This window comes from Caballeronia sp. AZ7_KS35 (assembly GCF_023631045.1).
Taxonomy (GTDB): Bacteria; Pseudomonadota; Gammaproteobacteria; order Burkholderiales; family Burkholderiaceae; genus Caballeronia; species Caballeronia zhejiangensis.
Map to the genome: position 1 here is coordinate 1 of NZ_JALQDV010000038.1, position 25,259 is coordinate 25,259.

Sequence of the window (25,259 nt, forward strand, 5' to 3'; positions counted from 1 at the left end):
CATGACGACCTTGGCTCATTTCGAAATGATAGCCAAGACAATTATTTAATCAAGCTATTTAGGGGATGTCGTACTAGACTGGTCATGGAATGAATCTTAGGTTTGGAATGGTTTGCCGAGCGTGCTCGTCAATCGATCGTGCTCGGAAAGGGAAGCATGGTCGCGTCGGCTTCAGGCGAACGGCCCTGAACCGGTTGCGCATGCCGTCTCCCAATCGCGGTTCTTTGGCTAGCGGATCTCCGCCTGATAGATGAATTCGCTGGCGGGTCCGCGCGAACGGCGCCACTCGAGCGGCTGCCGATCGTAGCCGCAGGCGAGACGCTCGATGACCACGGCAGGCGTCCCCGGCTCGATGTTCAAAAGCTTCGCGTGTCGCGAGCCGATGGCTTCGACGGTAAGGGTTTCCGTGGCGGATGCCACGATCTGATTGCACTGCGTCTCGTAGACCGGGTAAAGGAGGTCGCCGATCTCGCCCACGTCCATCTTCGCAAACGCCGCAAAACGTGCGTAGGGCAACCAGATCTCTTCGGCGAGCATCGGAACGCCGTCGATCAGCCGCACGCGCGACATCTGGATCACGCGCGCCGTGCTCGATATCTGCAGTCTCGCGGCTACCGCCGATGGCGCATCGACCACGTCCCGGCGCAGTATGCGACTCTCCGGAATGCGCCGTTCGCCTTGCCGTGTTTGAAAGCGGAAGAAGCGAAACAGGGAGCCGTCGAAGTTCGCGCGCCGTACGAAGGTCCCTCTTCCCTGAAAGCGCTCGAGCATGCCTTCCGCGACGAGCAGATCGACGGCCTTTCGCACTGTGCCGACAGCAAGGCCGTAGCTTTGAGAAAGCGCCTGCTCGGTCGGGATCGCTTCGCCCGGGCGCCATTCACGAGCCGCGATCAGGGCAACCATTTCATCCCGCAGGCGCTGATAACGGGGTAAGCGGCCATCGGCCTGCATGATCGTCTCCATCGAATTCATATATATGATTACATGTTTTCTCTCCGAATGGATCGGGGATAACCCTGCCGGATCATGACGCGACCGTCGCCCGTCGGCTTGAAAGACGCGAGGTTTGGCGTAGTGATGCTCGCGGTCAAGGTGTGGGCGGCGTGCCCTCGCCCGCCTGATTCGCCAGTCCCGCGCGCTTCACATCGAACGCGAGCCGCTTGTTCTCCGCGTCGTAGTGGCACTTCACTTGTGCGCCCTCGGTAACGTCGCCCTTGAGCATTTCCTTCGCCAACTGGTTTTCGATCGACTGCCTGATCTGCCGACGCAGTTCGCGCGCACCGAACTCGGGACGGTAGCCGACGTCCGCGAGATGATCGACGACGGATTCGTCGAACTCCAGCACGACGTCCTGGCTGTGCGCGAGGCGCTGCACCTGATCGAGCATCAGCCGAACGATCTGGCGCACCTCATCGCGGCCGAGCGAGGAAAACAGAATGATGTCGTCGATCCGGTTTAGGAACTCGGGCCTGAAATGCTGGCGCAGCACGCTCATCACGCCATTCTGAACCGATGCGTCCGCATCGCTCGCGTTGGTCGTGAATCCGAGCGTCGCGCGCTTCTGACCGGCGATCACGTCAGAGCCGAGATTGCTCGTCGCGATGATCAGCGTGTTGCTGAAATCGACCACGCGGCCTTTGCCGTCGGTCAGGCGCCCGTCGTCGAAGACTTGCAGAAGCACGTTGTACACATCGGGATGCGCCTTTTCGATCTCGTCGAGCAGGATCACGCTATAAGGCCGACGCCGCACGCGCTCCGTCAATTGCCCGCCTTCGTCATAGCCGACATAACCCGGCGGCGAGCCGATGAGCCGCGACACCGCGTGACGCTCCATGTACTCGCTCATGTCGACGCGCAGCATGGCGTCTTCATCGCCGAAGACGACTTCCGCCAGCGCTTTCGCAAGCTCCGTCTTGCCCACACCCGTCGGCCCGAGGAACAGGAACACGGCGATCGGCCGGTTGCGGCCCTGCAAGCCGGTACGTGCGCGCCGCACCGCGTCCGACACCGCAACGACCGCTTCTTGCTGCCCGATCACCCGCTTGTGCAGGCGCTCTTCCATCTGCAGCAGACGGGCACGCTCCTCCTCGGTCAGTTGAGTCACGGGAATGCCGGTGATCGTCGCGACGATCTCGGCGACGTGCGCGACCGTCACCGTCGACGTGTTCGTGCCGACGCGCTGCTTCCAGCTATCCGTGGCATCGCCGAGTTGCTTTTCCTTCTGCGCGATCTCGCTGTCCAAAGCATGCGCGCGGTCGAACTGCTTGCGCGATGCCGCATAGTCCTGTTCGCGTCGCAATTGCGCGAGCTCGGACTCCAGTTCGAGGATATCGGCGGGGCGCGATGTGGCCGACAGATTCACGCGCGCCGCGGCCTGATCGACGAGATCGATCGCCTTGTCAGGCAGAAAGCGCCCGGTGATATAGCGATCCGACAGTTCCGCCGCGCCGACGATCGCATCGTCCTGGATCGTGACCTTGTGGTGCGCTTCGAGCCGGTCGCGCAGTCCACGCAGGATATTGATGGTCTGCGCGACGGTCGGCTCCGCGACCAGCACCGGCTGAAAGCGCCGCTCGAGCGCCGCGTCCTTTTCGATGTGCTTCTGATACTCGGCAAGCGTGGTCGCCCCGATCATGTTCAGCTCGCCGCGCGCCATCGCCGGCTTGAACACGTTGGCGATATCCAGTCCGCCTTCGCCGCCGCCCTGCCCCGCGCCGACGATGGTATGCACTTCATCCACGAACAGCAGCAGCTTCTCGCGATTCGCGGTGATTTCATCGACGACCTGCTTCACGCGCTCCTCGAACTCGCCGCGATACTTCGCGCCCGCAACCAGCGAGTTGATGTTCAGCTCGACGAGGCGCTTGTCGCGGAGCGACTCGGGCACATCGCCGTTGACCATGCGCTGCGCGAGCCCTTCGACGACCGCGGTCTTGCCCACACCCGGCTCGCCGATCAGCACCGGATTGTTCTTGCGCCGGCGCGCGAGCACTTCGACCATGGTTTCGATTTCGCGCGCGCGTCCGATCACGGGGTCGAGATGCCCTTCACGTGCGAGCGCGGTGAGATCGCGGCTGAGCTTGTCGAGATGCGGCGTGCGTGACGGCGGCCCGTCGCCGCGCGGCGGTCCGCCCGCGCCGACCGTCTGCGCGGTCTGCTGCCTGAGCGCCTGCTGATCGACACCGAGCTTGCCGAGCAATTGGCCCGCGAAGCTGTCGGGTACATCGGCAAGGCCGATCAGCAAATGCTCCGGCGCGACGTAGCTATGCCGCAGCTGACGCGATGCGAGAAAAGCGCGGTCGAGCGCGCTCTTCAGACGAGGCGACACGGCGATCATGCCGTCCGGCGGCGGGCTCGCGCGCTCGCGGCGTTGCGCGTTGGCGTCGATGAAGCCGCGGACTTCGGCCGCATCGATGCCGATGCTCTTGAGAATCGACTCGATGACGGCGTTGTTTGCAAGCTCGTAGAGCAGATGTTCCGTGTCGACCTGCGAGCAGCCGGATTGCACTGCGCGCTCGGCGGCGCGCATCAGCATCTCTTTCGCGCCGTCGCTGAAGTATCGGTCGATGTTCGCGCCTTCGTTTTCGTTGCGCCGCACACCGGCATCGCGCGGTTCTTGCTGTGCGGCACTTTCGGGCGCGGACGCCTCGCCGGGCGCGCCGCCCATGAACAGCGATTCGAGCGGCGAGAGCGCGCGCTGGTGCCGCGTGAGCTGCGCATAGTGAAAATCGCACACGTCGATGACGTGACGGCGGCCGTTGCGCAGCACTGCGAGGCGCACGGTCGCGGGCCGTGCGCCGCATACGTCGCACAAGTGAGCCATATTCGTCTCCTAGGTCGTGGCAGGGCACGCCGCCCCGGAGAGGAATTTGCTGCAACCGTTGTTCCTGCGCCCGGCGGAACGACGATTGCTATTCGCCCGTCTAGTTTTTCGCGAGGAACAGCTCAGCGACGACAGAGCGAAGCCAGCGGTTTCCCGCTTCGTCGTGGTACTTCGCATGCCAATGCTGCCGCACCGCGAACTTCTCTACCGGGAACGGGCAAGAGTGAACCGCAAGGCCATTCACTTTTGCCAAGGTTTCTCCAATGTTTCGCGGCAGCGTCGCGATCAGGTCGGTTGATTTGACAATCGATCCAAGCCCAAGCATTCCCGGAAGCTCCAGCACGACATCACGTTCGATTCCATCGCGCAATAATGCCTGTTCGAGTAACTGCGCACCCGTGCCTGCGGCGATGATGACGTGCCCTTCGCTGCGGTATTGCTTCAGTGTCAGCTTCGCGCGGACGCGCGGATGGTCCGGGTTGGCGAGACACACCCAATCCTGCATATAGAGCTGTTGCTGATACATTCCGCCGCCGAGCCACGGAACATGACCGATCGCCAGATCGGCCTCGCCAGATTCGAGCGCGCGCTCGGTGTTGCCGTCGATCCGCGCCGCCTCCAGACGGATGCCCGGTGCCTTGGCGCGCACATAGGCCAGCATCCGCGGAAGCAAGGTGATATGACTCGCGTCGGTCATGCAGATGCGAAACCGTCGCTTCGCCGTGACCGGATCGAAAGAAATCTCCCACGACGAGAATCTGCGAAGCGACTCGAGGATTTCCCTGCACGGACCGATCAGCGCATCCGCCTGAGGCGTGGGTGTCATGCCGCCTGGCGTGCGAATGAAAAGGGGATCCTGCAGATGTTCGCGCAAGCGCGCGAGCCAGATGCTAACGGTCGGTTGGGCCTGTCCAAGCTGCTCCGCTGCACGCGTGACGCTGCGAACGTCATAGAGAAGATCGAAGAGCTGAAGCAGCTTGAGGTCGGGCAGATCGGGCGTGGTCATGCATCCATTGTAGAACGCAATGTCGCTCTTGTGACCATTGCATCAGAGATGACGCACACCGGACCTGACTTTGTTTGTCACGCTGCCGCGGACACCGCCGCGCGCAGACCAAGGGAATAGCTTTCGATACCGAACCCGCATATCTGCCCCTTGACGATTTCCGCGAACACCGAATGATGACGGAAAGCCTCGCGTGCATGGATGTTCGACATATGAATCTCCACGACGGGCACGGTCAGAATGGCGAGTGCATCGCGGATGCCGTAACTGTAATGCGTCCATGCGCCCGCATTGACGAGCACGCCATCGACCTTGTCGGCAAACGCCTGATGGATGCGTTCGCACATGTCGCCCTCGCTGTTGCTCTGATAGCTTTCGACCGTTACGCCGAGTTGATTCGCGAGCGCCTGCAATTTCTCATCGATGTCGGCGAGCGTGGCCGTGCCGTACTGAACGGGATCTCGCTTGCCGAACATGTTGTGGTTGACACCATGCAGCATAAGAAACGTTTTCATTCTTTCGTCCGAGTCTAATTGCAGACCGTTAATGTTCATTCCACCGATGTCTTCTCGACCGCTGCGCCTCTTTTCGCCGGATCAATCGAGCGGAACGGTCAGCCGCTCGATGAGCGCGCGCGTTTCTGGACGCACGCCCCGCCACCACGCGAACGCCTCCGCAGCCTGCTCGACCAGCATGCCCACGCCGTCAGCGATACTTTCCACCCCTGCATCGCGCGCCAGCCGCAAGAAAGGCGTGAGCCCCTTCCCGTAAGCGAGTTCATAGGCGCTTCCGCCGGCGCTGAAGACACTCGCTGGCACCGGCGGCAGTTGCCCGGTCAGGCTCGCGGATGTCGCGTTGATGACGAGGTCGAAGCGCCCCAGTGCCGCCAGGTCCGCATACCCGCACGCGGTGAGCGATCCGCCAGCAGTGTTCGATCGGGCGACCTGTTCGACAAGCGCACGCGCCTTGTCCACATGCCGGTTGGCGACGACGAGCTCGGCAGGCCGTGCCGCGACGAACGGCAGCAGCGCGCCGCGCGCAGCGCCGCCCGCGCCGAGGATCAGCACGCGCTTGCCGACCATCGGCTGATGCAGGTTGACTTCGATGTCGCGCCCGAGTCCGACGCCATCGAAGTTTTCGGCGATGATTCGGCCGCCCTCGAACTTCATCGCGTTGACCGCGCCCGAGAGCTCCGCTCGTTCGCTGCGCTCATCGGACATGGCGAATGCAGCGAGTTTGAACGGCGCGGTCACGTTCATGCCGCGGCCGCCCGCTGCAATGAAGCGCTTGACGCTATCGGAGAAGCCGCTGGCAGGTTCCACAGGCCCTTCGATGGCCTCATAGCTCATGTCCTGGCCGGTCTCTTGCGCGAAGAAGCCGTGGATGAACGGCGACTTCGTGTGCCCGATCGGATTGCCGATGACCGCGTATCGATCGCTCATCATGCCCCCGGCTTCGAGAACAGCACGCCGTCGGTCTGCATCGCATCGATCTCGGCCGCGCTGAAGCCCAGCGACCGCGCGACTTCCTCGTTGTGTTGCCCGAGATCGGGGCCGACCTCGCGAATCGACGTATCGCAGTCCGAGAAGCGAAACGGCAGGTTCGGCAGACGCAGCGTGCCCAGACGCGGATGCTCCTGTTCGATCACCATGCCGCGCGCGACGATCTGCGGATCGGCCACGACCTCGTCGATGCGTTGCACCTTCGCGCAGGGCACATCGACGCTGTCCAGCAGCGCGAGCACATCGGCGACGTTGCGTGCAGCGACCCACGGCTTCACGACCGCGAGAATGGCCTCGCGGTTCGCATTGCGCCCGTTCAGGCTGTGCAGGCGCGCATCGGTCGCGAAGCCCGCGGGGCCGCCATTTTGCTCGACGGCCGCGGCGAAGCGCTTCCACGATTCGTCGACCTGCGCGGCGATGACCAGGTCGCCATCGTTTGCGCGGAACACGCCGTATAAAGTCGATGTCGGCATGTCATGACCGGTCTGCTCGGGGACCACGCCCTGCATCGTGTAGCACTGGACGGCATATTCGTGCATCGAGAACAGCGTATCGTACAGCGCCATGTCGATATGCTGGCCGCGTCCGCTCTTCACGCGGCCGAGCAAGGCAGCGTTGATCGCGGCCACCGCATGAATGCCGGTGTACATGTCGCCGAGCGAAATCCGCATGAGCGGCGGCGGCTCGCCCGGGTTGCCGATCATCTGCATGATGCCGCTCTTCGCTTCCGCGATCAGCCCAAAGCCTGCGCGATGCGCGTCCGGACCCGTGTGACCATACGCCGAGATCGAGCAATAGACGAGACCCGGATTGCGCTCGGAGAGCGCGGCATAGCCGAGGCCGAGCTTATCCAGCGCACCGGGGCGATAGTTCTCGAAGAACACATCCGCCGAATCGCACAGGCGCTGCATGAACGCCTTGCCCCGCGGATCTTTCATGTCGACGCTCACGCCGCGCTTGCCCATGTTCAACTGGAGGAAGTAGGCGCTTTGCTGGTCGTCGAGGATCGTCGCGTGCTGGCGGCCTGCATCGCCGCTGCCGGGACGCTCGACTTTGATGACTTCGGCGCCGAGCGCGGCGAGACAGCGTCCGACATAGGGACCGGCGAGAAAGTGGCTGTAGTCGACGACGCGAAAGCCTTCGAGGGGACGGGCTTGCATCAGTAGGCTCCCGGACGGCGCGGGACCATCAGACGATGCTCGCCGCGTTGAACGACTTCGCCGTTCTGGTTGATCAGTTCGGACGGCAACACGACGATGCCCCAGCCCGGACGGCTCTTGCTCGCGCGCATGGACGTCACGCGAAACTTCACATGCAGCACGTCGTTGACCTTGATCGGCAGCACGAAGTCCCACGTCCAGCCGAGCGACATGCCCGGCAGGAAGCGATAGTCGCTCTGTGTCTTGAGGCCATCGGCGATCGACAGCCCGAACAGGCCATGCGCGACGATCGACCCGAAGTGGCTCGCGTTGGCATAGTCCTCGTCGACATGCACCGGCGTATGGTCGCCCGTGAGATCGGCGTAAGCGAGAATGCGTTCCTTCGTGACGGTGTAGGTCGGGCTGACGCACGCGTCGCCTTCCTGCGCATCGTCCCAGTATTTCTCGGTGATGTTGATGGTGCTCATGCTCACGCCTCCGCGCGTGGATTGATCGACAGCGCCTGCGCGACGCATGTGGCGGGTCTTGCCTGAATGAGTTCGACGGCGAGCCCGTCGGGCAGACGCAGCCAGTTGCGGCCCTGCGTCATCTCCGTGACGCCGAACGGCTGCGCGGCGGCGAGCGCGGCTTCGAGGTCCTCGCACATCACGCCCAGATGCGCGAGCCGGCCGTCGGGACCGTCGTAAGTCGGATCGCTGATGAACTGGAGTCCGCCGAGTGTCCAGTACTGACGCGGCTCGCCGCGCGGGCCGTCCACTTCGCGCATGGTCATGCCGAGCACTTCTTCGAAGAAGCGAATGTGCCAGTGGATATCCTTCACCCAGATCGCGACGTGTTCGAGATAGGCTTCGGTTGCGCTCATGCCGCGCGCTCCTCATTCTGGCGGTCGGTCATGCCACGCTCGATGCCTTTTATGCACGCCACGAGCGTCGAATTCACCGGCGTCGGCACGCCGAGCCGTTCGCCCCATCGCACGACCGCGCCGTTGATGAAGTCGATTTCGGTGACGGACGACTTCTCCAGGCTTTGCAGCATGGAGGTCTTGAACGCGGCCGGCAGTCCTTCGGCGGCCATGTTCCAGGCGTCTTCCGCACGCGTGATGGAAAGTTCGATGCCGGCCGCCTTCGCCGCGGCCATCGCTTCCTCGATGGCGGCAAGCGAGGTCGCCTTCAGCACCGGTTCGCTGTAAAGCTGCCCATACGTCAAACGCGTGATGCCTGTGATGGCACCGGTCGCGACGTTGATCAGCAGCTTGTCCCACATCGTGCCGAGGATGTTGTCGCTGACCGTGGTCGTGAGCCCCGCGCTGTCGAACGCTTCCGCCACGGCTTGGGCGCGAGGCGTCACGCGGCCGTCGAGTTCGCCGATGATGGTGATCTTTCCGGTCACGCCGGACTGGATGTGTCCCGGTGCGCGCAACACGCCACCGACGTAGGTCTTGCCCGCAAGGACGCGCTCGCGTCCGACGATATCGCTCAGCACGTCTTCGTGACCGAGGCCGTTCTGAAGGGACAGCACGAGCGTCTCGGGGCCGATAAGGTCGAGCGCGCCGCGCATCGCCGAATCGGTGTGGAAGGATTTGACCAGTACGATCACGACGTCCACCGGCCCGACGTCGGCGGGGTTCATCGTCGCGCGCACCTTGACGCGGCGCGTGCCGCGTTCGTCGTCGACTTGCAGGCCGTCGCGGGACATGGCCTCTACGTGCGCCGCGAACTTGTCGACGAGCCACGTCTCGTGACCCCCTTCGGTCAACGCGGCGCCGATGGCGCAGCCCAGCGCGCCCGCGCCCAGAAATGCGATCTTCATATATGTCTCCTCGAATGGAGACGAAGATACGATTCCGCGCACACTCTGGCAATGCAATGAATGCAATAGCGATATTGCCTATGGCAATTCAGATGTGGACTGAGCTATTCGGTAAGGGAAAGTACCAGGACGCTCGGTGCGGTTTTGTACCGGACGACGAGACGTCCGGCATATCGGACGCTTCAGCTGGGAATGATGCGAAGCGTCTTCAAACGATCGAATAGCGCAATGAAAGAGTCGGGCGTGCTTTGATAGTCGAGAAAGCCTGCCTTGCGGCTCTTGCTCATATCGGTGAGCACCTCCATGGGCCGCCCCAGATCGGCGTCCGTGTGCCACCAGGACGCGAGCTTGCCGATATCGGCTTCGGCAAGATGGTGGCGCGCGGCGATTTCACGCCACGCCTCGCCCGCATCCTGCATGCGATCTTCGAGCGGACGCATCGTGCCGTCGAATTCCACCGGCTCGATTCCGAAGTAATTCGCGACGAGCGACCACATCCACTTCCAACGGAACACGTCGCCGTTGACCACGTTGAATGCTTCGTCGCGGGCGTTCGGTGACGTCGCCGCCCATTCCAGATGACGCGCCAGCAGGCGGGCATCCGTCATGTCGGTAAGGCCGTTCCATTGGGCTGCGGACCCGGGAAATATGAACGGCGCGCCGCTCGCCTTGCAGAGCGTCGCGTACACCGCGAGTGTCACGCCCATGTTCATCGCATTACCGACCGCGAAGCCGATGACCGTATGCGGACGATGAACGCTCCAGCCGAAACCGAACTGCCTGGCGGCGTCGAACAGTCGATCCTCCTGCTCGTAGTAGAAATTATCGACGTCCTGCCGCCCCTGCTCCTCGCGAAACGGCGTCAGCGGCACGCTGCCCTTCGCATAGGCTTCGAACGGCCCCAGATAGTGCTTGAGCCCTGTGACGAGCGCAGCGTGCTTCAGCGTGCCGGAAGGTCCGAGCGCCTCGAGTACATGACGAACCATCGCGCCGTTGACGCGGATATTTTCCTGCTCCGTCGCCTGTCGCGACCATGCCGTGAAAAACACATGCGTGAATTGCTTCCCGCTCAACGCGCGCTGCACCGATTCGGCCGATGTGAGATCCGCCGTAATCGATTCGACACCGTCACACAAGGCGGAACGTCCGCGCGAGAGTCCGGTGATGTGCCAGTCGCCGGATGCGAGCAAATGGTCGGCCAGATTGCCGCCGACGATGCCGGTGGCTCCAATGATGAGTGCTCTTTTGTCCATGATGTGAATGGTTCGCCTTTCCAGGTACGTGCGCAGTGACGCGCGTTATCGATCGACATAGGGTCGACCGAAAAGCCCTGGATTGGTTTCATGCCGATGCGAACGAGCGGCAAGGCTCGTCGGCCGTTTCGGGCGACGCGCATCATTCATCGATGACCCAGGCGGCGCGATACGTCGATGTCGGCGGCGCTCCGCGATTCGCGTCGTGTTCAGCGCAACTGCGCGGCACTGCCCGTTGCGGCTTCGAACATGTGATGCCTCAGAAGCGCCATGGTATCCGCCTGTTGGCTGCTGAACTCGGCGCCTATCAGGACGCCGCCGTCGACGCGCCTGACATTGCGCGCGATGCAGTTGAACACGACCGCGTGAGACTTACCTCCGGCGCGCAGGCGCAGTCCTAACCGGAAGTGCTCGGCGACGTTGACGAGGGCGTCGGAGGCACGGAAGGCGACTCCGCCCAGACTCACGTTCGTGACCGAAATGTCGAACCCGGCGGCGATACAGTCGTTTCTAATGAGCCGTCCCGGCATCTCCGTCGAAACGCGCACATGGTTGCGCACGACCTGAGTCTTCACGGACTCGGGCCATGCGAGATAGATGACGCGTACCGGCGTCTCGCTTCGTCCGATCACGGTGCTGCGAAACTGATGGATGTGACGCCCTCTGAGCGCACTGCAAGCGACCTCGGCGCCGGTTTCGAACAACTCGTGTCCGTCCGTAGCGGTCACGAGCAGCGCGCGGCCGGTAATGGAACCAACGAAGTCGGTCTGACAACGCAGCGTTCCGCTTCCGTCGACCGTCACCTGGATGCTGTCCAGCGTCTTCGGCAGCATTCCAGTGTTCGCTATGGGCTCGTCGAGGATGGCCTCGCCCGATTCCTCTTCATGTCTGGCAGTCGAGATGAGTATTCCGGCTGGCCGGGGTGCGCTTTCGTTCGATGCACTCGTCACCGCATCCTCGCTGCGCAAGCCCCCGGCCGCCAGAATCCGGTCGCGCTGGCTCTCCGACTGAACCCGATATCCGCGCGCCAGAAGGAGCTTGCCGGCTGCGGAATACACGGCGAACGGAAGCGGCGTACCAATTTGCAGTTCGCGGGCGGTGATCTTGACGAGGGCCATGTCCGTTGCCCCGAAGACATCGCGGACCACCGCGGCGCTGGGACGCATCAGTTTTGGAAGCGCTAACTTAACGCTCGGCGCACCGGCCTGACGTGCGCCGTCGCACAATTGTCTGCAGAAAGCGGCTTCGCGGCGGTTTCTGCCATGCGAGGATGGCCGGCCTGCCAATCATGCGAAGACTGTCTCCAGCGTGATCGGCAAATCCCGTACGCGTTTGCCCGTCGCATGCCAGATCGCGTTGGCCACCGCCGCCGCGACGCCGACCACGCCGATCTCCCCCACGCCCTTCGCGCCGAGCGGATTCACGATGTCGTCATGCTCGTCGACGAAGAGCACATGTATGTCGTGGATGTCCGCGTTCACCGGTACGTGGTATTCGGACAGGTTGTGGTTCATCTGCCGGCCGAGCTCGTGGTCGAACTGCCCGTGCTCGTGCAACGCCATGCTGATGCCCCAAACCACGCCGCCCGATATCTGACTCGCCGCCGTCTTCGGATTGACGATGCGTCCTGCCGCCACCGCGCTGACCACGCGCGTCACGCGCACCGTGCCGAGCGCGGCATCGACGCGCGCTTCGACGAATACCGCCGAGTGCGTGGCAATGGAATACGACTGCTGCCTGTCGTGCGGCGTGACCGTTACCTGCGCGTCGATCGTGTCGAGGCCGGCGCGCGTCATCAGTTCCCACAGCGACACGCGTTGCGCCTTGCCCTCGCCGCAAACGACGTATTCGCCATCGAGTTGCATCGTGTCGGGCTGCGCGCGAGCGAACGCATCGCCGCCGTGTTCGGCCGCGAGCGCCGTCAGCTTCCCGCGCAAACGCGTACAGGCCGCGTGCACCGCGCTGCCGACCGATGACACTGTCCACGATCCGCCTTCGAGCGGCGCCTTCGGCAGACGGCTGTCGCCCAAGCGAAAATCGACGTGCTCGAGCGGCACGCCGAGCGCATCGGCGGCGAGTTGCGTCATCACCGTGTAGGTGCCGGTGCCGATGTCCGCCGTGGCGCTCGCCACGACGACACGTCCGTCCGCCCCGATTTGCGCGAGCGCGGAAGCCTCGTTCTGCATCGCGTCCCAGATGCCCGTCGCCATGCCCCAGCCGACGAGCTCGTTACCCTCGCGCATCGAACGCGGCGCGAGCGGGCGCCTGTCCCAGCCGAAGCGCGCGGCGCCTTCTTCGAAGCACTGACGCAGCGCCTTGCTGGAGAACGGCAGGTTCTTGTTCCCGTCGCGCTCCGCGTAGTTGATGAGGCGCAACTTCAGCGGGTCCATGTCGAGCGCCTCGGCGAGCTCGTCCATCGCCATTTCGAGCGGAAAGAGCCCCTGCGCTGCGCCCGGCGCGCGCATGTCGGCGGGCGTCGGCACGTCGAGCTTGCTCACCTTGTAGTCCATCCGCACGTTGTCGCAGGCGTAGAGCTGTCCGGCCCAGTTCACCATGACATCGCAATAGTCCTCGTATTGCGACGTTTCCGACACCGCCTCGTGGATGACCGCCTGCAGTTTGCCGTCGCGATTCGCGGCGAGCGCGACGCGTTGCAGGCTCATCGGCCGATGCGCGAAGGTGAACATCTGCTGCCGCGTCAGCACGAGGCGCACGGGCCGCTTCAGATCGCGCGCGGCCATGACGGCAAGCGGCAGATGATATTGCGGACGCAGCGCCGAGCCGAACGCGCCGCCGACGAACGGCGAGACGACTTCGAGCGCGTCGTCGTCGAAGCCGAAGAGCTTCGTCAGATACTGCTTCGTGTTGAGCACGCCCTGCGTCTTCTCGTACACGACGAACTTGCCGGAGGCTTCGGGAATCACCGTGCAGCCGTGCAATTCGATCGGGTTGTGATACTCGGCCGGCGTCGAATAGCGGCTGTCGATTTTCACGGCGGCTGCGGCAAGCGCGCCGTCGGCATCGCCGCGAGGCGGCGGCGGAGGCTCGAAGCCGCCCTTTTCGGTCGATGGCGGATAGCTCTCGGCTTCCACCTCGCGCAGATCCGTGCAGTGGCTGCTTCGCTCGTAGGTGACTTCGATCAGCGAAGCGGCATGACGCGCCAGTTCATGGCTTTCCGCGACGACGAGCGCGACCGGCTGGCCGCTGTACCAGATGCGGTCGTCCCAGAGCGGCCGAAACGGCATGCCGCCCGGCGCGGACTGGTCCTGCCACGCCGCGTCGCGCAGCGGCAGTTCGGGCCGGTTCTCGTGCGTGAGCACCATCAGCACGCCCGGCAATTCCAGCGCGCGCCGCGACTCGATCGACACGATGCGCCCGCTCGCGATGCGGCTCGGGAGCACGAAGCCGTAGGTCATTGCATCGGAAAAAAATTCGGCTGCGTAGCGGGCCTCGCCCGTCACCTTCTTCCTGCCGTCGACCCGGCTGACGGGCTTGCCGCTGACATGCGCGCCCCGTTCGGCGATGCGTTCCAGTTCGTTCGGAAAGTTCATGATGCGTCGTCCTCTCTGGCGGCGAGGCTGATCCCCGATGCCTGCTCGAAAGCGCGCTCGATGGCGCGCGCGGTCAGTTCGATCTTGAATGCGTTGCCGGGCAGGCCGCGCGCGTCGCGCATCATCGCGCTCGCGAAATCGCGCACCGTCGTAGCGTCGAGCGTCTTGCCCCGCAACGCGGCTTCGGCATCGCGATTGCGCCACGGCTTGTGCGCCACGCCGCCGAGCGCGCAGCGGACCGCTTCGATGCGCGTGCCGTCGAGCTTGAGCGCGAGCGCGACCGACACCAGCGCGAACGCGAACGACGCGCGGTCGCGTACCTTGACGTAGGCGTAGCGATCGGCGAAGCCCTCGGCGGGCAACGTGACAGCGACGATGATCTCGTCGTCGCGCAGGTTCGTATCGATATGCGGCGCATCGCCGGGAAGCCGGTGAAACGCGTCGAACGGCACGACGCGCTCGCCTTCGCCGCCTGTCACGCGCACGGAGGCGTCGAGCGCGGCGAGCGCCACGCACATATCGGACGGATGAACGGCGATGCAATGCTCGCTCGCGCCGAGAATGGCATGAATGCGGTTGACGCCATTCATCGCGCCGCAGCCGCTGCCGGGCCGGCGCTTGTTGCATGGCGTGGCGGTGTCGTAGAAATAGTGACAACGCGTGCGCTGCAGGAGATTGCCGCCGACCGTCGCGACATTGCGAATCTGCGCCGAAGCGCCGGACAGAATCGCCTTCGACAGCAGCGGGTAGCGCGACTGGATGCGTTCGTCGTAGGCCACGGCGCTGTTCGTGGCGAGCGCGCCGATTTCGATGCCACCGTCCGCGCTTGGCTGAATCGCCGCTATCGGCAGGCGGCGGATATCGACGAGCCGCTCGGGACGCGCGACGCCTTCCTTGATGAGATCGACGAGATTGGTGCCGCCCGCGAGAAACGGCGCCGACGGTGCGCGGTGCGCTTCGAGCGCCGCGGATACATCGTTCGCGCGCGTGTAGGAGAACCGGTTCATGAGTGCGTCTCCCCGTTCTCGACGGCGGTCTCATCGACGCCGTTCGCGCTCGATACTTGCAGAATCGCCTGCACGATGTTCGGATACGCGCCGCATCGACAGATGTTTCCGCTCATCGCCTCGCGCACTTCCGCGGCGTCGTGTGCATGTCCTTCCGCGAGCATGCCGACCGCCGAGCAGATCTGGCCCGGCGTACAGTAGCCGCACTGGAACGCGTCACAGTCGATGAACGCCTGCTGCATCGGATGCAGCGTGTCGCCGCTCGCGAGCCCTTCGATTGTCGTGATTTCCGCGCCGTCGTATGAAACGGCGATCGCGAGACACGTATTGATGCGCTGGCCATCGACGAGCGCGGTGCAAGCGCCACACTGCCCGTGGTCGCAGCCCTTTTTCGTGCCGGTGAGCTGGCACCGCTCGCGCAGAAGATCGAGCAGCGTCGTCCACGGCTCGATGTCGAAGGTCTGCGTCCCGCCGTTGATCGAGAGCGTACAGGCGACGCGCTGCGCATGCGGCGCGCCCACGTCCAGGGCCGTCGCAGTCGGTGTGGTGTTCATGGAATCTCCTGTCTGGAATGCTGATTGCCAGCATGCCGCGTGCCGCGGAGCCAAACGCCGTCACGGCGTGGCCGGACAGTGCAAGACCCGTATCGAGATTCTTGCGAAAGGCGACCGCGTACTTCGTGAAAGGATTGCGGTGAATACGCCGAGCCGATGAGCACCGTTCGACGGCTAGACGATCCCATCGAGCAGTTCGTCGTGCAGCTCGCGCAGGACCTCCACGAACGCGGATGCAAGCCGCTCACGCGGCCGATGCGGCGGAAACAGCAGATACGTCGGAAAGCGCGTGACCGGCTGAAACGGCCGGATGACGATGTCCGGTCCGACGAAGTCTCGCGCCACGATCGGATGCGCGAGCGTCACGCCCATGCCGTGCCGAACCATCTCGCAGCACATGGCCGTGTATTGCGCCTCGATGGCCAGCACGCGCTGCACTCCCGCGCGCTGAAAGACTTCATCCATCACGGCGCGCGTGCCATCGCCGTGACAGAGCGAGATGAACGATTCGCCTTCGAGATCCTTCGGCCGAATGTTGCGCTTCGCCGCGAGCCGATGATTCGCCGGCATCACACACACGGCGGCCACGTTCGATAACTGCTCGACCTGGCAATCGGACGCTTCGCTCACATACACCGCGACCCCGAGATCGCAAAAGCGCGATGCCGTCCAGTGATTCACCGTCCCCGACGTATTGACATGCAGCGAGACCGTCACGTCGGGAAACAGCGCATGAAATCGCTTGATCGCATGGGGCACGAGCGTCATGCCGGCCGATGGCATCGCCGCGATGCGCAACCGCCCGCTGCCGAGATTGCGGATCTGCGCCGCCGCATTCGCGAGACCCTGCAAGCCGACGAACGCGCGCTCCACTTCACGAAAGAACGCGGTGCCTTCGCTGGTCGGAATCAGACGCACGCCGCTGCGCTGGAAAAGCTGCAAACCGGTGTCGCGTTCGAGTTGCGAAATGAGCCGGCTGACGTTCGGCTGCGATGTGAAGAGTGCCTTGGCCGCGGCCGTCATCGACCCGGAAACCATGACCGCGCGAAACGCCTCGATGTGCTTCAGGTTCATGCGCGCTTTCCCTTAAGTAGTCACCATGACACGATGAAATGTATATCAACCATGTATAGGTAGGTATTTTATTTGTATTGGACGATATGAATTGACAGCGCGACACTCGATCCGTCGATGGGCCAGATGTCTTCCAAATCCCACCCGCCCACGCCCCCGCAATGGAGATCCTCGTCATGAAAAAAGCGTTGCATCGCCGTCCGTCCGCCCTTCCCGCACGTCGCGTCATCGCCGCTCTCGCGTTCTCGGCGGCCGTTGCCGCGCCGATGCTCGCGCAGGCCGACACGACGCTGTACGTCGCCAATGTCGGCGGTTCGAACGAACAGTTGTATCGGCAGAAAATCATTCCGGCGTTCGAGAAGGCGCACAACGTGAAGGTCGTCTATGTGGCGGGCAATTCGAGCGACACGCTCGCGAAGTTGCAGGCGCAAAAGGGCCATCAGCAGATCAATGTCGCGGTGATGGACGACGGCCCGATGTATCAGGCCATGCAGATGAACCTGTGCGCGAAGCTCGACGACGCGCCCATCATGAACGACGTGTATCCGCTCGCGAAACTCGGCCCGACGGCGATCGGCGTCGGCATGGTGGCGACGGGCATCGGCTATAACGAAGAAGCGTTCAAGAAGGCCGGCCTGCCGCCGCCGGACTCGTGGAAAGTGCTCACCGATGCGCGCATCAAGGGCAAGCTCGGCGTTCCGCCGATCACCAACACTTACGGCCTGCATACCCTCGTGATGCTCGCGCGTCTCTCGGGCGGCGGCGAGAAGAACATCGACCCCGGCTTCACGGCGATGACCAAGCAAGTCGCGCCCAACGTGCTCTCGTGGGCCCCGACGCCCGGCGAAATGGATGGCCAGATGCAATCCGGCGACGTGATTCTCGCGCCCTACGGCAGCGGTCGCGCGGTCGCGTTGCAGAACACCGGGTTTCCGCTCAAGTTCGTCTATCCGAAGGAAGGCGCGGTCGCGCTGCAAGTGGCGGCGTGCGTGCTCGCGGAAAACGCGCAGCCCAAGCTGTCGCAGGAATTCGTTCAATACTTGCTGACGCCCGAAGTGCAACTGCTGCAAGCGCAGAACATCGGTCTCGGGCCGGTCAACAAGACCGTGAAGCTCGCGCCGGAGGTCGCCGCGCGCGTGCCTTACGGTCCCGAGCAGGTGTCGAAGCTCACCGCCGTCGACTGGGCGACGATCAACCAGCATCGCACGGAATGGACGGAACGCTGGAACCGTTCGGTCGAGCGCTAAAGCCGCGCATCCGCATCTGTCGAAGGAGTCACGCGCATGGCATTCCTGACGCTTCAGGGCATCTCCAAACGCTACGGCGATTTCACGGCGATCGAACATGTCGATCTGTCCGTCGAACGCGGCGAATTTCTCTCGCTGCTCGGTCCGTCCGGCTGCGGCAAGACCACGACACTGCAGATGGTCGCGGGCTTCGTCACGCCGACGAGCGGCCGCATCCTGCTCGATGGCCGCGACATCACCAACGAGCGCCCGGAGAAGCGCGGCATCGGCGTGGTGTTTCAAAGCTACGCGCTGTTTCCTCACATGACGGTGGCGGGCAACGTCGGCTTCGGGCTGGAGATGCGCAAGGTGAAGCGCCGCGAGCGCGAAGAGCGCATCGAGGAGGCGCTCGCTCTGGTGCGGCTCAAGGGCCTCGGGCATCGATATCCGAAGGAACTGTCGGGCGGGCAGCGGCAGCGCGTGGCGATTGCGCGCGCCATCGCCATGCAGCCGGAACTGTTGCTGCTCGACGAACCGATGTCCAATCTGGACGCGAAGCTGCGCGAGGAAATGCACATCGAATTGCGCGCGATTCAGAAGCGTCTCGGCATCACGACGATCCTCGTCACGCACGATCAGGTCGAAGCGATGACCATGAGCGACCGCATCGCGGTGATGCATGGCGGCAAGATCGCGCAACTCTCCACGCCCTACGATGCGTACGAGCGTCCGGCGACGCCCTTCGCTTCGACCTTTCTCGGCCGCACGAATGCGTTCGCGGGCGAAGTGCTGCAGCGCAATCCGCGTTGCGCGGTCGTGAACGTCGCCGGGACGGAACTGCATGTGCCGCACGAAGGCCGTCACGTCGATGGCGCGGTGAATGTCTATATTCGCCCGGAGAAAGTGCATCTCGCCAACGGCGATGCGCGCATCAGAGGACGTATCGCGACGCGTGTGTTCATCGGCAATCAATGGCTGCTCGAAGTGGAGACGGCGCTCGGCAAGTTGCGCATCGCGCAGCCGAACCACGGCGCGCCGCCGCCGCAAGAAGGCGACGAAGTGGGTCTCGACTGGACCGACGACGACCTGCGCGTGCTCACGCAAGACGGCAAGGAGACGCTGCATGGCCACGCTTGACGACGCTCACCCCGGCGCTGCGCCGTGGCTCTTGTCCGGCCCCGCGCTGCTGCTGTTCACCGGCCTGCTGCTGGTGCCCTTGATCCTCACGCTCGTCCTCTCCTTCCGCGTTTTCAGCGATACGGCCGGCATCACCAGCGCGTTCACGCTGTCGAACTATTGGGAAGTCGTGAGCGACCCGTACTACGGCACGATCTTTCTGCGCACGGCGGGCCTCGCAACGGGCGTGACGCTCCTGTCGATCGTGCTCGGCGTGCCGGAGACGATCATCCTCGCGCGCATGAAGAAGCCGTGGCAATCGCTGTGTCTGCTGATCGTGCTCGGGCCGCTGCTGATCTCGGTCGTCGTGCGCACGCTCGGCTGGCAGATTCTGCTCGGCAACAACGGCGTGCTCAATAACGTGCTGCAAGCCCTGCATATCACCGAGGAACCCATCCGCCTCGTCTTCACGATGACCGGCATGATCATCGCGCTGACGCACGTGCTGGTGCCGTTCATGGTGATGTCCGTCTGGGCCAACATGCAGAAGCTCGACCCGCAAGTGGAATGGGCGGGCCGCTCGCTCGGCGGATCGCCGCTCAAGGTGTTTCGCCGCGTGGTGCTGCCGCAGATCATGCCGGGCGTGCTGTCGGGATCGATCATCGTCTTCGCGCTGTCGGCGTCGGCGTTCGCCACGCCCGCGCTCATTGGCGGACGGCGGCTCAAGGTGGTCGCGACCGCCGCCTATGACGAGTTTCTCGGCACGCTGAACTGGCCGCTCGGCGCGAGCATCGCCGTGTTGCTGCTGATCGCGAACGTGGCCATCGTAATGGGATGCAGCCGTCTCGCCGAGCGCCGCTTCAAGCACATTTTCGACTGACCGCGAGGACACGCACATGAAGCAGAACGGCCCGCTCGCGCTCGTATTCAACGCGCTTTTCCTGACTTTCATTCTCGCGCCGCTCGTCGTGGTGATGCTCGTCTCGTTCACCGACAAGGGCTTCATTTCGATGCCCTTCGACGGCGCATCGTTGCGCTGGTTCCACGCGATCATCGAGAACGGCGACATCGTGTCGGCGTTCTGGCTGTCGATCAAGCTCGCGTTCGCGGCGGCGACCATCGGCGTACTGCTCGCCGTGCCGGCCGCGCTGGCGATCGCGCGTTACCGCTTTCCCGGCCGCGCCGCGCTCACGAGCTTCTTCCTCTCGCCGATGATGATTCCCGCCGTCGTGCTCGGCATCGCGTTCCTGCGCTTCCTGTCGATGCTGAATCTGTCGGGATCGTTCTGGTCGCTCGTGTGCGCGCATGTGGTGATCGTGCTGCCGTATGCGCTGCGGCTCGCGCTCTCGTCGGCGGTCGGCCTGGACCGCGATGCCGAACGCGCGGCGCTGTCCTGTGGCGCGAGCCGCTTCACCGCGTTTCGCCGCGTCGTGTTGCCGATGATCCGCACCGGCGTCGCGGGCGGCTGGGTGCTGTCCTTCATCCAGAGCTTCGACGAACTGACGATGACGATTTTCGTCGCCACGCCCGGCACCACGACGCTGCCGGTCGCCATGTACAACCAGATCGCGCAGACGATCGATCCGCTGGTCGCGAGCGTCTCGGCGGTGCTGATCGTCGGCACGGTGCTCCTGATGATTCTGCTCGACCGCATGGTCGGACTCGACCGTATTCTGATCGGAGAAGCCCGATGACTTCTGCTAGTCCCGACGTACTCGTTCTCGGCGGCGGCCTCGTCGGATCCGCCGTCGCCTATGGTCTCGCCCGCGAAGGCGCGCGCGTGACCGTGCTCGATGAAGACGACGGCGGCTTGCGTGCCTCGCGCGGCAACTTCGGCCTCGTGTGGATTCAGGGCAAGGGCTACGGCCTGTCGCCGTATGCGCGCTGGTCGCGTTCGTCGGCGGTGCGCTGGCCTGCGCTCGCGGAGTCGCTCCACGCCGAATCGGGCGTCGATGTGGCGCTGCGCCAGCCCGGCGGCTTCCACTTCTGCTTCAACGACGCCGAACTCGCCGACCGCGAAAAGCGCCTTTCGACGCTGCAAGCCGAACTCGGCGATTACCCGTATCAGATCCTCACCGGCGCCGAAGTGCGCGAGCGCATTCCGCAAGTCGGGCCGAAGGTGATCGGCGCGAGCTATACGCCGATGGACGGCCATGTGAATCCGCTGAAACTGCTGCGCGGCCTTCATACGTCGATGCAGACGCGCGGCGTGCGCCTCGTTTCCGGCGAGCGCGCCGAGCGCATCGTGCCCGAAGCGAACGGCTTCGTCGTGCAGGGCAAGCGCGGCACGTATCGCGCGGGACGCGTGGTGCTGGCGGCGGGTCTCGGCAATCGCACGCTCGCGCCGTTCGTCGGGCTGAATGCGCCGGTCGCGCCCAATCGCGGACAAGTGCTGGTAAGCGAGCGCGTCGCGCCGTTCCTGCACTATCCGACGCTCAACGTGCGTCAGACCGACGAAGGCAGCCTGCAATTCGGCGATTCGATGGAAGAAGTGGGCTTCGACGATTTCACGACCACGCCCGTCCTCGCCGATATCGCCCGGCGTGCGGTGCGCGCCTTCCCGCTGCTGGAGCATGTGCGCCTCGTCCGCATGTGGGCCGCGTTGCGCGTCTACAGCCCCGACGGCTTTCCCGTCTATGACCAGTCGGAGCGGCATCCCGGCGCGTTCGTCGTGACCTGCCACAGCGGCGTGACGCTCGCCGCCGCGCACGCCATGCGCATCGCCCCGTGGATTCTCGGCGCACCGGTTCCCGACGAACTGCCCACCTTCTCCGCGCGCCGCTTCGAGCACGCCAAAGAACTCATCTCCGCACATTGAGCACGCACGACATGACTTCATCGACACCTACGCTTTTCAAGCCGCTGCCGGGCGCGGACGGCGCGAGCATCGACATCTTCTTCAACGACCGGGCGCTGACCGTGCAAGGCGGACGCTCCGTCGCGGCGGCTTTGCTCGCGGCGGGCGTGTCGCGGTTTCGCGCGACGCCGGTTTCGGGCGCACCGCGCGCGCCTTACTGCATGATGGGTGCGTGCTTCGAATGCCTCGTCGAGATCGACGGCGTGCCGAGCCGCCAGAGCTGCATGGTCGAAGTGAAAGCCGGCATGCGCATCCGGTCGCAGGAAGGCGCGCGCGATCTGCCCCCTTCGATCGGCACCGATACCGCCGACGCATCGCTGGAGAACGCACATGGCCGCTGAACTCGTTTCGTCGCATGCCGAAGCTGTCGATGTCGTCGTGATCGGCGCCGGTCCCGCGGGCATGAGCGCCGCGACGCGTGCCGCGCGCGCGGGCCTCAAGACCGTGTTGATCGACGAACAGGACGCCGCCGGCGGACAGATCTATCGCGGCATCGGCCGGGCGGACGCGCGCCGCAAGGAGATTCTCGGTCCCGATTACGCGGCGGGCGGCGCGATCGCCCAGGCGTTCGCGGCATCGGGCGCGCGGCATCTGACGGGCGCGACCGTGTGGCAGGTCACGCGCGAGCGCGGCATCAACTATCTGAAGGACGGCAGGATCGGCAGCTTCGACGCCCAGCGCGTGATTCTCGCGAGCGGCGCGATGGAGCGGCCTTTCCCGATTCCCGGCTGGACGCTGCCCGGCGTGCTGACGGCGGGCGCCGCGCAAATCCTGCTCAAGAGCGCGGGCGAAGTGCCTGCCGCGCCGCCGATTCTCGCGGGATGCGGACCGCTTCTGTATCTGCTCGGCTGGCAGTACATCCGCGCGGGCGTGCCGATTCGCGCGCTCGTCGACACGACGCGCCACGAGGACCGCTGGCGCGCGAAGCGTCACATGCTGTCGGCCTTGCGCGCGTGGCCGTATCTCAGCAAAGGACTGCAGCTGATGCGCACGCTGCGCGAAGCGGGCGTGCCGATGTTCGAGGCCGCCGACGACCTGCGCGTCGAATCGCGCACCGGCGCCGACGGCGTGGAGCATGCGAGCGCGCTCGGCTTCACGACGCAGGGCGCGGCGCACCGCATCGAAGCGGACGTGATTCTGCTGCATCAGGGCGTCGTGCCGAATACGCAGTTCACGCAGGCGTTGCGCGCGACGCATCGCTGGGATAACGCGCAACTCTGCTTCACGCCGAAGACCGACGCATGGGGCGAGCTCGACGTGCCCGGCATCTTCGTCGCGGGTGACGGCGCGGGGATCGGCGGCGCGCAGGCGGCGGCCTTGCAGGGCGCGCTCGCGGGCGTCGCGGTGGCGGCGCAACTCGGCGCGATCGATACCCGCAAGCGCGATCTCGAAGCGATGGCGCTCAGGCGCGATCTCGCGGGCGCTCTGCGCATCCGTCCGTTCCTCGATTCGCTGTATCGTCCGCGCGATGTGAACCGCATTCCGAAGAACGAAACCATCGTCTGCCGATGCGAGGAAGTCACCGCGGGCGAGTTGCGCAAGTTCGTCGAGCTGGGCTGCGTCGGGCCGAACCAGGCGAAGTCGTTCGGGCGCTGCGGCATGGGACCGTGCCAAGGCCGCATGTGCGGGCTGACGGTGACGGAAGTCATCGCGGATGCGCGGCGCGTGTCGCCTGCCGAGGTCGGCTATTACCGCATTCGCCCGCCGATCAAACCGCTCACGCTCGGAGAACTCGCCGGTGAATGAAATCAGCGAAGCCGATGTGATCGTCGTCGGCGGCGGTCTGCACGGCACCAGCAGCGCGTTGCATCTGGCGAAGCGCGGCGTGAAAGTCATCGTGCTCGAAGCGGATTACGTGGCGCGTCATTCGTCGGGCGTCAACGCGGGCGGCGTGCGCACGCTCGGGCGTCCGCTGCCCGAAATTCCGCTCGCGCTGATGTCGCGCGAAATATGGCACGGCATGACCGATCTGCTGGGCGAGGATGGCGGCTTCGTGCCGTCGGGGCAACTGAAGATCGCGGAAACGGAAGCCGAGCTCGAAACCTGCCGCGAACGCGTCGCGCTTTTGGCGTCGCATGGCTTTACGCACGAGAAGATCATCGATCGCGAAACCGTGCTCGAACTGGAACCGGCGCTCGCGAGGCACGTGACCGGCGGCATCTGGGTCGAGCGCGATGGCTACGCGTTGCCGTACCGCACGACGACTGCCTTCAGGCTCGCGGCGCAACGTCTGGGCGTGCGCTTTCTGGAAGGCACGCCGGTGAGACGCATCGAACAGCGCGGCGAGCGATGGTTCGCGCAGACGCCGCGCGGCACGTTCGGCGCGCAGAAGATGCTCATCGCGTCGGGCGCGTGGTCCGGCGAGTTGTCGAAGCAGGCGGGCGAGCCGGTGCCCGTGCATCCCGAAGGCCTGATGCTGATGGTCACGCACCGGGTCGCGCCCTTCTGCCGCGCGACGCTCGGCGCGACGGGCCGTCCGCTGTCCTTCAAGCAATTCGACAACGGCACGGTCGTGATCGGCGGCAAGCTGATCGGCATCGCGGAACTGGCGAACCGTCACGGCGAAGTCGATTTCATGCGCCTCGTGAAAAGCGCGCAGACGGTCACGGATCTTTTTCCGCATCTGCGTCATCTCGGCGTGAATCGCGCGTGGGCGGGCGTCGAAGCATTTACCGAAGACGAACTGCCGGTGATTTCGGCAAGCCGCACGGCGTCGAATTTGTACTACTCGTTCGGCTATTGCGGCAGCGGCTTTCAGCTCGGGCCGGGCTGCGGCAAGCTCGTCTCCGAACTCATGCTCGACGGCGAGCCGTCGCTGTCGCTCGATGCATTCGCCATCGACCGTTTCCATGCGCGCGCCACGTCGGCCGCCGCCGATGCGTTGCCGCTCGTCACGCACTGATCCGTATTCCCCAACCCTTTCGTAAGGAGAACAAGTAATGAGCGATATCGTTCGCATCGACACCAATCAGCGCATGAGCCGCGTCGTGAAGGCGGCGGGACTCGTGTTCATCGGCGGGCAGACGTCCGCGGATCAGACGCCCGATATCAAGCTGCAGACGGCAAAGGTGCTCGAAAAGATCGATGGCTTCCTGGACAAGGCGGGCATCGACAAGACCCGTCTCGTGTCGGCGCAAGTGTGGCTGTCGGATATCGCGCGTGATTTCGCGGGCATGAACGAAGTGTGGGATGCGTGGGTTCCCGAAGGCTGCGCGCCGACGCGTGCGACCGTGGAAGCGAAGCTCGCGTCGCCTGCGTTGCTGGTGGAGATCGCCGTCATCGCGATGAGCTGACGGCGGCCGGGGCGGTCTCGTTGCAGGC

General features: G+C 64.5%; 24 protein-coding genes. 9 read left to right on the top strand and 15 right to left on the bottom strand.

Annotated elements, in window-relative coordinates:
* Nucleotides 1-228: 228 nt before the first annotated feature.
* From NCT05_RS22720 to NCT05_RS22790, 15 genes are all read right to left on the bottom strand, one after another.
* Nucleotides 229-951 (bottom strand): GntR family transcriptional regulator, encoded by a 723-nt coding sequence (locus NCT05_RS22720; RefSeq protein WP_250503213.1) that lies wholly within the window; start codon nt 949-951, stop codon nt 229-231.
* Between the two features lie 136 nt (nt 952-1,087).
* Nucleotides 1,088-3,823 carry an ATP-dependent Clp protease ATP-binding subunit gene (locus NCT05_RS22725; RefSeq protein ID WP_250503214.1) on the bottom strand — a complete coding sequence of 912 codons (2,736 nt, stop codon included), beginning with the start codon at nt 3,821-3,823 and terminating at the stop codon, nt 1,088-1,090.
* A 100-nt stretch (nt 3,824-3,923) separates the two neighbouring features.
* A complete protein-coding gene (locus NCT05_RS22730) occupies nt 3,924-4,829 on the bottom strand; it encodes a LysR family transcriptional regulator (protein WP_008348049.1) in 906 nt (301 codons plus the stop codon).
* A gap of 77 nt (nt 4,830-4,906) precedes the next feature.
* Nucleotides 4,907-5,344 (bottom strand): type II 3-dehydroquinate dehydratase, encoded by a 438-nt coding sequence (aroQ, locus tag NCT05_RS22735; RefSeq protein ID WP_250503215.1) that lies wholly within the window; start codon nt 5,342-5,344, stop codon nt 4,907-4,909.
* Between the two features lie 81 nt (nt 5,345-5,425).
* A complete protein-coding gene (aroE, locus tag NCT05_RS22740) occupies nt 5,426-6,271 on the bottom strand; it encodes a shikimate dehydrogenase (RefSeq protein ID WP_250503329.1) in 846 nt (281 codons plus the stop codon).
* Complete coding sequence (locus tag NCT05_RS22745) at nt 6,271-7,491, bottom strand: CaiB/BaiF CoA transferase family protein (RefSeq protein ID WP_250503216.1); 1,221 nt, start codon at nt 7,489-7,491, stop codon at nt 6,271-6,273. Before NCT05_RS22745 ends, aroE begins: the two co-directional genes overlap by 1 nt.
* Nucleotides 7,491-7,958, bottom strand: a complete 468-nt coding sequence (locus tag NCT05_RS22750; RefSeq protein ID WP_033536206.1) for a MaoC family dehydratase — start codon at nt 7,956-7,958, stop codon at nt 7,491-7,493. The genes NCT05_RS22745 and NCT05_RS22750 overlap by 1 nt, the downstream gene beginning before the upstream one ends.
* Before the next feature lie 2 nt (nt 7,959-7,960).
* On the bottom strand, nt 7,961-8,353 hold the full coding sequence (locus NCT05_RS22755; RefSeq protein ID WP_250503217.1) for a VOC family protein: 393 nt from the start codon (nt 8,351-8,353) through the stop codon (nt 7,961-7,963).
* On the bottom strand, nt 8,350-9,300 hold the full coding sequence (locus tag NCT05_RS22760) for a ketopantoate reductase family protein (protein WP_008348060.1): 951 nt from the start codon (nt 9,298-9,300) through the stop codon (nt 8,350-8,352). Before NCT05_RS22760 ends, NCT05_RS22755 begins: the two co-directional genes overlap by 4 nt.
* A 182-nt stretch (nt 9,301-9,482) precedes the next feature.
* Nucleotides 9,483-10,553, bottom strand: a complete 1,071-nt coding sequence (locus tag NCT05_RS22765; RefSeq protein WP_250503218.1) for an SDR family oxidoreductase — start codon at nt 10,551-10,553, stop codon at nt 9,483-9,485.
* Between the two features lie 209 nt (nt 10,554-10,762).
* The gene (locus tag NCT05_RS22770; RefSeq protein WP_250503219.1) at nt 10,763-11,671 is read right to left on the bottom strand and encodes a PilZ domain-containing protein; all 909 of its coding nucleotides are present in this window, start codon (nt 11,669-11,671) and stop codon (nt 10,763-10,765) included.
* Between the two features lie 168 nt (nt 11,672-11,839).
* The gene (locus NCT05_RS22775) at nt 11,840-14,104 is read right to left on the bottom strand and encodes a xanthine dehydrogenase family protein molybdopterin-binding subunit (RefSeq protein WP_250503220.1); all 2,265 of its coding nucleotides are present in this window, start codon (nt 14,102-14,104) and stop codon (nt 11,840-11,842) included.
* Nucleotides 14,101-15,111: an FAD binding domain-containing protein gene (locus tag NCT05_RS22780; RefSeq protein ID WP_175980869.1), complete on the bottom strand. Its 1,011-nt coding sequence runs from the start codon at nt 15,109-15,111 to the stop codon at nt 14,101-14,103. Before NCT05_RS22780 ends, NCT05_RS22775 begins: the two co-directional genes overlap by 4 nt.
* Nucleotides 15,108-15,665: a (2Fe-2S)-binding protein gene (locus tag NCT05_RS22785; protein WP_250503221.1), complete on the bottom strand. Its 558-nt coding sequence runs from the start codon at nt 15,663-15,665 to the stop codon at nt 15,108-15,110. Before NCT05_RS22785 ends, NCT05_RS22780 begins: the two co-directional genes overlap by 4 nt.
* A gap of 174 nt (nt 15,666-15,839) precedes the next feature.
* Nucleotides 15,840-16,739: a LysR substrate-binding domain-containing protein gene (locus NCT05_RS22790; protein WP_250503222.1), complete on the bottom strand. Its 900-nt coding sequence runs from the start codon at nt 16,737-16,739 to the stop codon at nt 15,840-15,842.
* A gap of 176 nt (nt 16,740-16,915) precedes the next feature.
* Between NCT05_RS22790 and NCT05_RS22795 the strand changes: the two genes are divergently transcribed.
* The 9 genes from NCT05_RS22795 to NCT05_RS22835 are packed head-to-tail and all read left to right on the top strand — an operon-like array spanning nt 16,916 to nt 25,231.
* The gene (locus tag NCT05_RS22795; RefSeq protein ID WP_008348073.1) at nt 16,916-17,986 is read left to right on the top strand and encodes an ABC transporter substrate-binding protein; all 1,071 of its coding nucleotides are present in this window, start codon (nt 16,916-16,918) and stop codon (nt 17,984-17,986) included.
* Between the two features lie 36 nt (nt 17,987-18,022).
* Entirely contained in the window at nt 18,023-19,102 is a 1,080-nt protein-coding gene (locus NCT05_RS22800) for an ABC transporter ATP-binding protein (RefSeq protein WP_175980874.1), read from the top strand.
* On the top strand, nt 19,089-19,961 hold the full coding sequence (locus NCT05_RS22805; protein ID WP_250503223.1) for an ABC transporter permease: 873 nt from the start codon (nt 19,089-19,091) through the stop codon (nt 19,959-19,961). Before NCT05_RS22800 ends, NCT05_RS22805 begins: the two co-directional genes overlap by 14 nt.
* 16 nt (nt 19,962-19,977) lie before the next feature.
* The gene (locus NCT05_RS22810; protein ID WP_250436532.1) at nt 19,978-20,775 is read left to right on the top strand and encodes an ABC transporter permease; all 798 of its coding nucleotides are present in this window, start codon (nt 19,978-19,980) and stop codon (nt 20,773-20,775) included.
* Nucleotides 20,772-21,899 carry an NAD(P)/FAD-dependent oxidoreductase gene (locus NCT05_RS22815; RefSeq protein WP_175980880.1) on the top strand — a complete coding sequence of 376 codons (1,128 nt, stop codon included), beginning with the start codon at nt 20,772-20,774 and terminating at the stop codon, nt 21,897-21,899. The genes NCT05_RS22810 and NCT05_RS22815 overlap by 4 nt, the downstream gene beginning before the upstream one ends.
* An 11-nt stretch (nt 21,900-21,910) precedes the next feature.
* Complete coding sequence (locus NCT05_RS22820) at nt 21,911-22,279, top strand: (2Fe-2S)-binding protein (RefSeq protein ID WP_033536269.1); 369 nt, start codon at nt 21,911-21,913, stop codon at nt 22,277-22,279.
* A complete protein-coding gene (locus NCT05_RS22825; RefSeq protein ID WP_008348083.1) occupies nt 22,269-23,684 on the top strand; it encodes an NAD(P)/FAD-dependent oxidoreductase in 1,416 nt (471 codons plus the stop codon). Before NCT05_RS22820 ends, NCT05_RS22825 begins: the two co-directional genes overlap by 11 nt.
* Complete coding sequence (locus NCT05_RS22830) at nt 23,677-24,840, top strand: NAD(P)/FAD-dependent oxidoreductase (RefSeq protein WP_008348086.1); 1,164 nt, start codon at nt 23,677-23,679, stop codon at nt 24,838-24,840. The genes NCT05_RS22825 and NCT05_RS22830 overlap by 8 nt, the downstream gene beginning before the upstream one ends.
* 37 nt (nt 24,841-24,877) lie before the next feature.
* Nucleotides 24,878-25,231, top strand: coding sequence for a RidA family protein (locus NCT05_RS22835; protein ID WP_008348087.1), 354 nt, complete (start codon nt 24,878-24,880; stop codon nt 25,229-25,231).
* Nucleotides 25,232-25,259: the final 28 nt, after the last annotated feature.

What these genes read in the sequence shown, in the direction of transcription:
- NCT05_RS22820 (WP_033536269.1), top strand. Translation starts at nt 21,911, where the DNA reads ATGACTTCATCGACACCTACGCTTTTCAAGCCGCTGCCGGGCGCGGAC.
- NCT05_RS22825 (WP_008348083.1), top strand. Translation starts at nt 22,269, where the DNA reads ATGGCCGCTGAACTCGTTTCGTCGCATGCCGAAGCTGTCGATGTCGTC.
- NCT05_RS22730 (WP_008348049.1), bottom strand. Translation starts at nt 4,829, where the DNA reads ATGACCACGCCCGATCTGCCCGACCTCAAGCTGCTTCAGCTCTTCGAT.
- aroQ (WP_250503215.1), bottom strand. Translation starts at nt 5,344, where the DNA reads ATGAAAACGTTTCTTATGCTGCATGGTGTCAACCACAACATGTTCGGC.
- NCT05_RS22785 (WP_250503221.1), bottom strand. Translation starts at nt 15,665, where the DNA reads ATGAACACCACACCGACTGCGACGGCCCTGGACGTGGGCGCGCCGCAT.
- aroE (WP_250503329.1), bottom strand. Translation starts at nt 6,271, where the DNA reads ATGAGCGATCGATACGCGGTCATCGGCAATCCGATCGGGCACACGAAG.
- NCT05_RS22745 (WP_250503216.1), bottom strand. Translation starts at nt 7,491, where the DNA reads ATGCAAGCCCGTCCCCTCGAAGGCTTTCGCGTCGTCGACTACAGCCAC.
- NCT05_RS22795 (WP_008348073.1), top strand. Translation starts at nt 16,916, where the DNA reads ATGAAAAAAGCGTTGCATCGCCGTCCGTCCGCCCTTCCCGCACGTCGC.
- NCT05_RS22750 (WP_033536206.1), bottom strand. Translation starts at nt 7,958, where the DNA reads ATGAGCACCATCAACATCACCGAGAAATACTGGGACGATGCGCAGGAA.
- NCT05_RS22835 (WP_008348087.1), top strand. Translation starts at nt 24,878, where the DNA reads ATGAGCGATATCGTTCGCATCGACACCAATCAGCGCATGAGCCGCGTC.
- NCT05_RS22775 (WP_250503220.1), bottom strand. Translation starts at nt 14,104, where the DNA reads ATGAACTTTCCGAACGAACTGGAACGCATCGCCGAACGGGGCGCGCAT.
- NCT05_RS22815 (WP_175980880.1), top strand. Translation starts at nt 20,772, where the DNA reads ATGACTTCTGCTAGTCCCGACGTACTCGTTCTCGGCGGCGGCCTCGTC.
- NCT05_RS22810 (WP_250436532.1), top strand. Translation starts at nt 19,978, where the DNA reads ATGAAGCAGAACGGCCCGCTCGCGCTCGTATTCAACGCGCTTTTCCTG.
- NCT05_RS22805 (WP_250503223.1), top strand. Translation starts at nt 19,089, where the DNA reads ATGGCCACGCTTGACGACGCTCACCCCGGCGCTGCGCCGTGGCTCTTG.
- NCT05_RS22725 (WP_250503214.1), bottom strand. Translation starts at nt 3,823, where the DNA reads ATGGCTCACTTGTGCGACGTATGCGGCGCACGGCCCGCGACCGTGCGC.
- NCT05_RS22760 (WP_008348060.1), bottom strand. Translation starts at nt 9,300, where the DNA reads ATGAAGATCGCATTTCTGGGCGCGGGCGCGCTGGGCTGCGCCATCGGC.
- NCT05_RS22770 (WP_250503219.1), bottom strand. Translation starts at nt 11,671, where the DNA reads ATGGCCCTCGTCAAGATCACCGCCCGCGAACTGCAAATTGGTACGCCG.
- NCT05_RS22755 (WP_250503217.1), bottom strand. Translation starts at nt 8,353, where the DNA reads ATGAGCGCAACCGAAGCCTATCTCGAACACGTCGCGATCTGGGTGAAG.
- NCT05_RS22720 (WP_250503213.1), bottom strand. Translation starts at nt 951, where the DNA reads ATGCAGGCCGATGGCCGCTTACCCCGTTATCAGCGCCTGCGGGATGAA.
- NCT05_RS22790 (WP_250503222.1), bottom strand. Translation starts at nt 16,739, where the DNA reads ATGAACCTGAAGCACATCGAGGCGTTTCGCGCGGTCATGGTTTCCGGG.
- NCT05_RS22765 (WP_250503218.1), bottom strand. Translation starts at nt 10,553, where the DNA reads ATGGACAAAAGAGCACTCATCATTGGAGCCACCGGCATCGTCGGCGGC.
- NCT05_RS22800 (WP_175980874.1), top strand. Translation starts at nt 18,023, where the DNA reads ATGGCATTCCTGACGCTTCAGGGCATCTCCAAACGCTACGGCGATTTC.
- NCT05_RS22780 (WP_175980869.1), bottom strand. Translation starts at nt 15,111, where the DNA reads ATGAACCGGTTCTCCTACACGCGCGCGAACGATGTATCCGCGGCGCTC.